Below are 9,119 nucleotides of genomic sequence, written 5' to 3'. Positions count from 1 at the left end.
ATCTATGAAACAGGGATTAAAATATCTAAATCAGATTTCAAAAAAATTAACATATATAAACATGAATTTCATGGAGAAGATTGGAATTATACTATCAAACCATTATAAGTAGTTGTAGCAATAATATATTTACAATTACTAAGGAAAATTTTGAGTGATATCTACCTTTTTACATTCAATTTTGTCGAACATGAATATTTCGGGGAATAAGTCGCATGCTGAAATATTATATCCGAGATCGTGCAGCCTTTTGGTAAATGCTCCATGTCCTGCACCTACATCTAATATTTTTAAATTTTTATCAAACGACTGTTTCATAAAATAACCGTAAAAACTTTCGTGCGTTCCGGGCATAGCTATCGGCCTGATTTCTTCCATATTCCTTAATATTTTATGCTAAAGTCATTTACTCTCAAAAGTGCCAAATTTATATTTTATTTTTAAATTTTGCACAGCCAAAAAATCCATAGTAAAAATCTACTAAATATGTCCTTCATAATACCTCCCCAAATTCCTTTTAATTCCGGCAAAGAGATGAATTTTGTTCAAGTTTTGGGGATATTGCACTAATTTGTATAAAAAAAAGGTTGGGAGTATTCAAGTGAATACAGCCCAACCAATTTTCAATCTAACTAACAATTAACAAATGACCTAATGCTTCCTTTTATGATGAGCATTGTGTTTCTTCATAAATGTTTCATATACTTTGATTTGCTCTTTATTTAAAACTGCTTTTATTTGATTTTCAAAGTCGTTTTTGAATGTCTCCATTTCTTGTCTTGTTGGTCGGGTATTGCCAGATACTTTCTTTTTGACTGTTTCAAAATGTGCAGTGTGAAGTTTTAAAATCTCAGCTTCCTGCTCATCTGACAATGAAATCTCTTTAGCCAAATTGCTCACCATTTCTTTAATCTGTTTTTCATTTGGAACTGGTGGAGGACCTTGATGTCCATCTTGTCGCTCACCTCTTTGTCCGCCGGTTTGGGCAAAAATCATACTGCTTATGAGCAGAAATGATAAAATTAAAATTGATTTTACAGTATTCATAATTTTTGGTTTTAATTATCAAGAAAAGTTTAATATTTCCTGAATGGTTTATAATCTATTAAGAAACATTGCTATAGAAACTTGAAATGTCGAAATATACTTTTTTTGTTTTTCCGTTTTTGGTTTCAATTTTTAGAATATCGAATGGTTTATTTTCGAAAAACATCATAGATTGTTTGAAAAAGTTATAGTCGGGATAATATTTACTCAACCACATATATTCTGCTGATATACTACCAATTCTAACTGCATTACTATAAGATGAACCAATTAGACCAATTCTCTCCTCCAGTTTGTTTTCTGTCCAACGACTTCTTGCTTCCATTTTATCCTACTTTAAAAAGTTTATGTATCAAATATATTAAGAACTGATACAAATATAATTCAGGTTCAATGTTTAGCAAAATGTAATCGACAAACACAATAAGTTTATCGACAAATCTGGATTTGATTTATGCGAAAATTTTGGACAATGTATAATAATTTTCTTTTTGAATTTTTTATATTTAAAGAATTTCTTTTTTGTGATTGACAAAAGTCTCATCTATGGGAGTGTGGCACAAGACATTATATTTAAAGCTTTATGCTGTTGTTTGTTTTTAATTTATAATCCTGATGTATTCTTGTTATCCTTTCCATCAATGGTGCTAAGGATTGAGGTTTTTTCCTGTTGTCTGCTGTAATTACAATTATCATATTTAAGTCTGGAATTATTGAGATTGCCTGACCACCACGACCTCCTCTAAAATAGACGAGCAAACCATCCTCTGACCTTAATATGTCCCAGTAATATCCGGTATGAAAGCCTGGTTTATCAGTTTCAATATAAGGAGAAAATGTTTGATCAATCCAATTGCAGGAAACTATACGATTGCCATTAAAAATACCTTTGTTTAAATGTAAGTGGCCAAATTTTAACATGTCTCTGGAAGTGATATATAGTCCACCACCAGCTTCAAATATCCCATTTTTCTTATACCACTTATATTCTTTTATGCCAAGTGGTTTGAATAAGTACTTTTCAGCAAAATCAGCAATATCCTTTTTTGAGGTCGCTCTGATAATTTCGCTAAGTATTACACAATTAGAACCACAATAGACATATTTTGTACTTGGTATAGTGTCCATTTTTAAATCAAGTGAACTTATTAACCAATTTTCACTTCTCTCTATTTCATATCCGCTATTCCTATGGTCGTCTATGGGATATGTAGTTTCATCCCAGTCAAAACCAGAAGTCATTGTGAGTAAATGTTCAATTGTTATTTGATGTTTTCTACTATCTTTTTCTTTGGATTTATAAGCAGGAAAAAAATCAAGCATATATTGATCTTCAGAATCAATATATCCTTTTTCAATTGCAATTCCTGTTAATAATGATGTAAAGGCTTTGGTAACAGACATTATGAAATGAATTTTATCTCTACTTCCACTTCTATAATATTGCTCTACAATTAATTCATTGTCTATCATGACCAAAAAACTATGAATATTTCCAAATTCACCATTAGCGATGTCATTATTAAGATTTGCTATCAGAACAGAATCAATATTGTGCTGATTAGTAGTTGATACATTAATTCCATCATTGAGCTTTTCAGGGGAGAGAATTTCAACTCCTTTGTCGCAGCTAAACAATAAGAATATGATTATTATAAAAATAATATTTCTCATAGTTATTCAGTAACAGAATACTAAAATTATAAATGACAAAATCCTACTTTTTGTCAGAATTTCATCACTTTATGCTTCTTTATTTTGTTAATAATAGTTTTAAAAAAGGATTATGCAAATCTTTCACAATATCATTTTACTCTAAACGAAAAAGAATAATAGTCTGCAAAATCAAAAGGAGGTGAATTAATAATTTCCCCTTCAAGATTTTCAAATTGAATGTTCCCGTTTCTTCCTATTTTGTCCGGATTACTATTTCTATTCCACCAATGTTTAATCATGCCATCTTGTTGTTCGTCTTTTATTATCCATGTATATAGCCCCGATTTTAATTTTAAGGTGTCAATAAACTCTGTGTTTTCAGGGAATTGGCTTCTCTCTTTTACAAGCAAGCCATTTTTGTCTATCAGTACATAACTGTTTTCTTGTGCACGTCCTATGTCGTTTGTTAAAACTCTAAGAATTATTTCTTTTGGGAAAAAGACTGGCAAGTCCCAGACCGATTCCGCATAATTGTTTAAAATTTGTTCATCGGCACTATTATTAACAGTCTGAATTTCAATATAAAAGCGTTCTCTGTTTTTTAAACCATTCATTTTTAATGGAGCTAGAATTATTTCTTCCTCTTCTAAACTATTTAGTGCTCCATGCCAGGTAAAGTGCTGTGTTTCACCTCCTTTAATTCCATATTGAAATTTTATACTTTTAATAGGGAAGGTGCCTTCATTGCGAACATTTATTATTGGTGTTCCATCATTTCCTCTGACATTTCGTCTATATCGTAAAGCATTATTCGGGGACTTAATTTCTATAATAGCTGCATCACTTTTAAAATTGAATTCTCCATAGCTCACTAATTGGTGCGACATAGTAAAATTCCCTTTTTTTTCTCCATTACCATCAAACATTTCTATCTGATAATCAATAGATAAGCTGTCGTTATCCACAAAATTGCTTACTTCAAAATCATAGGTGTCAGTTGCTGTTCCCGGACACCAACCGGCTCGGTTAAACTGCCAGGTACCTCCTTGAGGATGAATGGGATTATGACCACAGTCTTTCCAAACTGTCCAATTGATTTTTTCTCCACCCGAGAATCTGTAGGTATGCATTTTTTCATCCCATTCGCAACAATTGTATGGCCCAAAATGCCCATGGCCACTTATTCGGGCTTTTAGTCTAAAGCTTTTGGCATTTTCTATAAGGGCAATTTTTTTCTTTTTTAAAATAGAATCTAAAGCTAAATATTCGTATTTGTATTTCCCTTGAGGCCAAATGTTTTCAACTTTTAAAACATTTCGGCTAGGTTTTCCTTTAATAAATATGAATTTCAGATCGTGAAGTTCTTGATTGTTTCCGTGTTCTATACGTTTATCTCCTTTGAGTATTGAAGCATAATCGCTTACATCCCAAATATATTCCCAACCATTGTCAGTTAGATTTAACCTTTTTCCGTAAGGAGTAATAAAACTATTTATTCGAAATTTTTCGGAGCTATTTCCTTCCGATGTATAAACAATAGTCGATGTTTCATAATCCCATTCACCGCAAGGGTATTTATCTCTTTTCGTCGAACTATCACATTTTAAGGTTTGTACCATTAGAATCTTTCTCCATTCGCCTTCCGTAGGAAAATGTGCAATGGTATCGTAAACTTGTTTTCCCTTTTTTGATGGAGATGGTGTTGCAAAACTTATGACATGAATACATACAGTATCTTGAGAAAAGGATGTGGGTACATTTGAGCTCTTTTTGTTGTAGGAACTACTTATAATAATAAGCAGAATTGAAATGCTTAAAATTTTCAAATTTGAAACTATACTATTATTTGTAAAATTATTTTTCTGTTGCATTTTTAATAGAATTTGTTGAACAAAATCCCTTATGGGACAGCTTATTATTAAAATTTCTTTTCACAATTAAATTCATAATTTGTATCTCTACAATCAATAAACTTTAAAAATTAACAAATATGAGAAAAAATTGTTGCTTGGCAATTTTGGATTATTATTTCCCTATCTTCTGTTTAGTATAATAGTATTTCTGAGTTGATTTTTTGCATAATAAATTTTTACATTAATTCAGGAAATTCGTTATAGCATTCCTTTATTTTATTTTCATAAATTGAATTATCACCCTCTGTATGTGAAGCTAAACAAAGAAAGTAATTTACCTCTTGAACTCTTGTATATATAAGCCATTCTCCTGTCAATTTTCTTTCATTACCATAAATAGCTTGTGAGTGGAGATTACTCATTATTATATGTTTTGACAATTTATGTTTATCTATAATATTTTTATAATCAGCTTTTCTTTTTTTATGTATTTGTCCTTGTTTATTAAACCAATAATTTCTTATATTCATTAATAGTGAATACCCTATTCCGCTATATGCATTATGATGAAATTTATATAATCCTTGTAATGGTTTATGTTTAAACTGATTTGAAAGATTAGTATTCTCTTTTTCAATTAACTCTATAATATCAAGTATTTCTGATGAATTATAAAACTCTATGTAAGCTTCATCTTCGGCATCACTTACATTAAATTTTTCTCCAAAATTACATTTATGAATAGTAAGTTGATTTAACAATAACTTACTATATTTCCCTTTATTTCTTAATTTGATTTTTAAACGCTCAATAATATCTTTTTTGCAAATATTAAACTGGGAATTTTTTATATCAAATGTTGATACATTGTCAAAAGTTATTTTACGTTTTTCTAACTCATTTTGATAATACAAAAATATACTATTCATTAATTCGAAATCCATCAAACACCCTCCTCCACAATTTTAATTTCCTCCTCAGTTAGCTCATAGAGCTGATAAACCATTTGGTCTATTTCTTCATCTGTTTGATTAATTTGGCTTTGCAGATTGTTAATTTCTGTTTTATAGGACATAAAATATTCTTCCCATTCGTCTTGTTGCAATAACGATAAAGCCACTTTTTTCTTTTTAAGTTCAGATACTAATGTTTTGAAGTCGTGATCGTAAAAAGAATCTATCTTTTTAGACATTTTATATATCTCAATATTATCTGATAGCCTGTTTAGAAATTTGGTTTTCTTTCGTTGAAGTTCTTTATTTTTGTTCACAATGACTTCAACTTTATTGTCGAATGGAAATAGCTTTTCCTGTTCAATTTCCTTTATTGGTAATTGTTTACAGTTTGCAATTAATATTTTTTGAAATAAATCTTTTTCAATATCAAGGTAAGAATATTTATGAAAATAGGTTAATAATTTTGAATTTAATAAAGCTAATACAAATTTTAGAGTTGATTTATCTTTTGGGATTATTGCAAATCCAATTTGGGTAAAATATAAACTTTCTGTTGTAAGACCAGCATAGATGCGTGGTGGCTTACCAGAAACAATCTGACGAACAATAATTCGAGGTTCTGTAAAAAACTTTTCTGAACGCATTGAGCCTAACCAATTGCCATATTTAATATATTCACTTGGTTTATTGATTACATCATATCTGATAATATTTTCACCTGTAATCAAAGGTTTATACATTTCATCTATTTTAGTGAAGGAATGAAATTCTCTATTCTTTATAGTTTCCTCAGAATGTCCTTGATATTTATCATATGGTGTAATTCCAAGTGAAAAGTCTGAAACATCTCCTAATTCATTTGTAGATTGTCTTTTTATCTTTTCAAGTAATCCAATATGTTCCAATGATAAAAAGATATTGTAATTATTATTTTTATCCTCTTTCCAAATTTTCTTATCAATTTGATTTATTCGAAGATTATCAACAAAATTTATCACTTCTGATTTAGGATAAACAATAACATCAACAATTTCAGTTGAATAATTCTTGCGATACTCAAAAATAATTGTTTCTACTTTTGCATCTATAAAAACATTGTCAGGAAGTTTAATAATTTTAGTCATTTCTGACATCAATAATGTTCTTATCTTTTTATAAGATGAATTAACAAGTATTGAATTAGGGTTAATAAAAGAAACAAAACCTTTGTCTTTAACAATACTTCTTGCTTTCTCAATAAAAATAGAATATAAATTTATTCTATTCTCAGTTGTAACATAATATTTAAATAATCCTTTAACTAATTCAGGAGGTAAGGCTTTTATATCAACATAAGGCGGATTTCCAATCACCACATCAAAGCCACCATTATATTCGGTTCTAAATGCGTGTTCTCTTGTGCATAGGAATTCTGTTTTTATTTTTTCTATTTCTTCATTTTTAGGCAGTTCGTGTTTTATGCGGTTATTATGGATGTATTCTATCGTATTATTCAGGTATTCATCGTTTTCTATCTTCGATTTTCCGAATTTTTGCGTCCAGACCGATACGGATTTTTCGCCATCCTGGCGGACAAGGGGATTAATCCCCTTGTTTCTGTTTCGCTCTCTTGCAGTTCTACCTTTTATTTTTTTTACGATATTCGTCAGTTTTTCTTCTTCACAAACGAGTAGTAGGTGCATATGGTCGCTACAGATATTATATTCTATTACATTTAGTTTATCTTCTTTTACTATTTCTGCTACGGTTTTCGTAATTATTATTTCGTCATTATCATCGAGCCATATTGCTTTACCGGTTTTAACATAATTATCGAACATTCGTTGCGAATATCTCGAATTATGTGTTGCTGTGGTTATGTGCCAGGCATTTTTCTTTTTCTCGCTAAATATTTGAGGAAACTCTTTATTCCAATCAAAAGCTTTGCTGCCTGCAATTTTGGGGTCGTCAATAAGTGAGTTTCCGCATTTAATATTTTTGTTTAGATTCGATAGTTTTCTGCCTTTTTGTGCTGTGGGTAGCCAAAGCGATAGTCGAGCAATTTCAACACTTTCTTCGTTAATATCCACTCCATATAGATTGTTCTCGAGAATGGCTTTGTCGGTATCGAACAGCCGGATTGTTTCGCCCGTAAGTTCGGCTATAATATCATCGATATGCTTGTGTTCATCAATCAAAAAACTAAGGGCTTGGTTCAAAAATGCACCGGAACCACAAGCCGGATCAATTATCTTTAAGGAAAGTAGCCAATGTTTGTAGTTTTCGAGAGTGTCAAACAGCTTCCTGCCTTTGGCGGATAGTTTCTTGCCTTTGGTTTTGTAAGAGCCGTCAAACTCAATTTCACTTATGTCTAATTCCTCACGTTTTTCGGTACAAAGCTTACCTACGGTATTTTCTACTATATATTGAGTTATGTATTTTGGTGTGTAAAAAACTCCGTCCTTTTTGCGTTTCGATATGTTTTTCTCGCTATGTACTGACAACAAGGGAATGAATTCCTTTGTTGTTGTGGTAGTGGTTGCAGCAATTTCGGCGGTTTTTTCTTCAATCTCGTTAAGCGAATGTTCAAAAATATGCCCCAAAATATTTACGTCAACATCGGTGCTAAAATCGTAGGATGATAATAGCAGTGCACCGTCTTTCAGGATTTTGTTGTCAATTTGTACATTGTTGAGAATTTCGTCAGCAGCAAACAAACCACCATTGTATGCCGGCAAATCGTAGGTTTTATATTTATGCCCTTTATCGAGATGTTCAAAAAACTTAACAAAACGGCTGTACAATGTTTTATATTCGTCCAAATAAATGAGTGTTTGCCATTGCTCAATAATTTTGGAAATGGCATTTGGTGGAACCAATCCTGTATCTTCGGCAAAAAATACAAACAGCAGTCGGTCTAAAAATTTCTGCGATTTTTTAAATAATGTCAACTTATCGTACTCAGGATTGTTTTCTACAAGATTATTGTAAACATTGTATTTAAAATTCGAGTAATCTTTATAGAGTTTGTCCGAAATGTTTTTTTCGTGAAACTTAGTTTCGGTTTTTAATTTTAGTGGTAAATCTGAAAAAATGCTGTCTTTGTGTAGGATTAAATACAACAATTCAAATTCCTGTTTTTGCAGATTGAATAAATCAAATTCCTCGAATTCGTTGGCATAATCGATATAAAAACGCAGTTTCTGAAAATTAGATGTGATTACATATTTGCAATCGGGCTGATTGTTTTTGTAATTAAATGCTTGTTCAGTTATACTTTTCAGGTCTTTTGTTTTGGTCGATTTTAATTCGATTACAACAATTGCTTTTCCATCTTTTAGAATTGCACCATCTGCCTTTTTTCCGTCTGTTTGATTTTTATATTCTCTCACCAGATTGAAATTTTCTGCTGGTTTTAATGTGTAACCAAATACATCAACAAATATTTCTCTTAAAAATCCGTCCTGGTATTCTTCTTCTTTTAGTTGTTTTATTTCAGAGATTTTTGTTGATGAATAGCTTTTGTTAAACTTCCGGAATGCTTCATCAACTTGCTCTTTGTCGAGGCTCGTAAAGTGATTTTTTATTACCGATTTTTGAAATATTCCCATGGCATTTATGCAAATAT

General features: G+C 30.8%; 8 protein-coding genes. 1 reads left to right on the top strand and 7 read right to left on the bottom strand.

Features of this window, described 5'->3' with window-relative positions:
• On the top strand, window positions 1-108 hold a 108-nt coding region (locus HN894_16160; protein ID MBT7144858.1), incomplete at its 5' end, for a hypothetical protein.
• 30 nt (window positions 109-138) lie between these two features.
• Here the strand turns inward: HN894_16160 and HN894_16155 are convergent.
• The 7 genes from HN894_16155 to HN894_16125 all read right to left on the bottom strand — a co-directional run bounded on the left by HN894_16155 (window position 139) and on the right by HN894_16125 (window position 9,102).
• On the bottom strand, window positions 139-378 hold the full coding sequence (locus tag HN894_16155) for a hypothetical protein (protein MBT7144857.1): 240 nt from the start codon (window positions 376-378) through the stop codon (window positions 139-141).
• A gap of 273 nt (window positions 379-651) precedes the next feature.
• Complete coding sequence (locus tag HN894_16150; protein MBT7144856.1) at window positions 652-1,047, bottom strand: hypothetical protein; 396 nt, start codon at window positions 1,045-1,047, stop codon at window positions 652-654.
• Window positions 1,048-1,105: 58 nt separating this feature from the next.
• Window positions 1,106-1,372, bottom strand: coding sequence for a hypothetical protein (locus tag HN894_16145; protein MBT7144855.1), 267 nt, complete (start codon window positions 1,370-1,372; stop codon window positions 1,106-1,108).
• Window positions 1,373-1,620: 248 nt separating this feature from the next.
• Window positions 1,621-2,721, bottom strand: a complete 1,101-nt coding sequence (locus HN894_16140; protein MBT7144854.1) for a serine hydrolase — start codon at window positions 2,719-2,721, stop codon at window positions 1,621-1,623.
• A gap of 131 nt (window positions 2,722-2,852) precedes the next feature.
• Window positions 2,853-4,574 (bottom strand): hypothetical protein, encoded by a 1,722-nt coding sequence (locus HN894_16135; protein MBT7144853.1) that lies wholly within the window; start codon window positions 4,572-4,574, stop codon window positions 2,853-2,855.
• 218 nt (window positions 4,575-4,792) lie between these two features.
• Window positions 4,793-5,485, bottom strand: coding sequence for a hypothetical protein (locus HN894_16130; GenBank protein MBT7144852.1), 693 nt, complete (start codon window positions 5,483-5,485; stop codon window positions 4,793-4,795).
• A gap of 14 nt (window positions 5,486-5,499) precedes the next feature.
• The gene (locus HN894_16125) at window positions 5,500-9,102 is read right to left on the bottom strand and encodes an N-6 DNA methylase (GenBank protein MBT7144851.1); all 3,603 of its coding nucleotides are present in this window, start codon (window positions 9,100-9,102) and stop codon (window positions 5,500-5,502) included.
• Window positions 9,103-9,119: the final 17 nt, after the last annotated feature.

Source organism: Bacteroidota bacterium (assembly GCA_018692315.1).
In the GTDB taxonomy this organism is placed as follows: Bacteria; Bacteroidota; Bacteroidia; order Bacteroidales; family JABHKC01; genus JABHKC01.
Note: the sequence above shows the minus strand (reverse complement) of the source record. Positions and strands in the feature narration are given on the sequence as shown.

Coding starts and splice junctions, on each gene's coding strand:
- HN894_16155 (MBT7144857.1), bottom strand. CDS start 378: ATGGAAGAAATCAGGCCGATAGCTATGCCCGGAACGCACGAAAGTTTT.
- HN894_16150 (MBT7144856.1), bottom strand. CDS start 1,047: ATGAATACTGTAAAATCAATTTTAATTTTATCATTTCTGCTCATAAGC.
- HN894_16145 (MBT7144855.1), bottom strand. CDS start 1,372: ATGGAAGCAAGAAGTCGTTGGACAGAAAACAAACTGGAGGAGAGAATT.
- HN894_16140 (MBT7144854.1), bottom strand. CDS start 2,721: ATGAGAAATATTATTTTTATAATAATCATATTCTTATTGTTTAGCTGC.
- HN894_16135 (MBT7144853.1), bottom strand. CDS start 4,574: ATGCAACAGAAAAATAATTTTACAAATAATAGTATAGTTTCAAATTTG.
- HN894_16130 (MBT7144852.1), bottom strand. CDS start 5,485: ATGAATAGTATATTTTTGTATTATCAAAATGAGTTAGAAAAACGTAAA.
- HN894_16125 (MBT7144851.1), bottom strand. CDS start 9,102: ATGGGAATATTTCAAAAATCGGTAATAAAAAATCACTTTACGAGCCTC.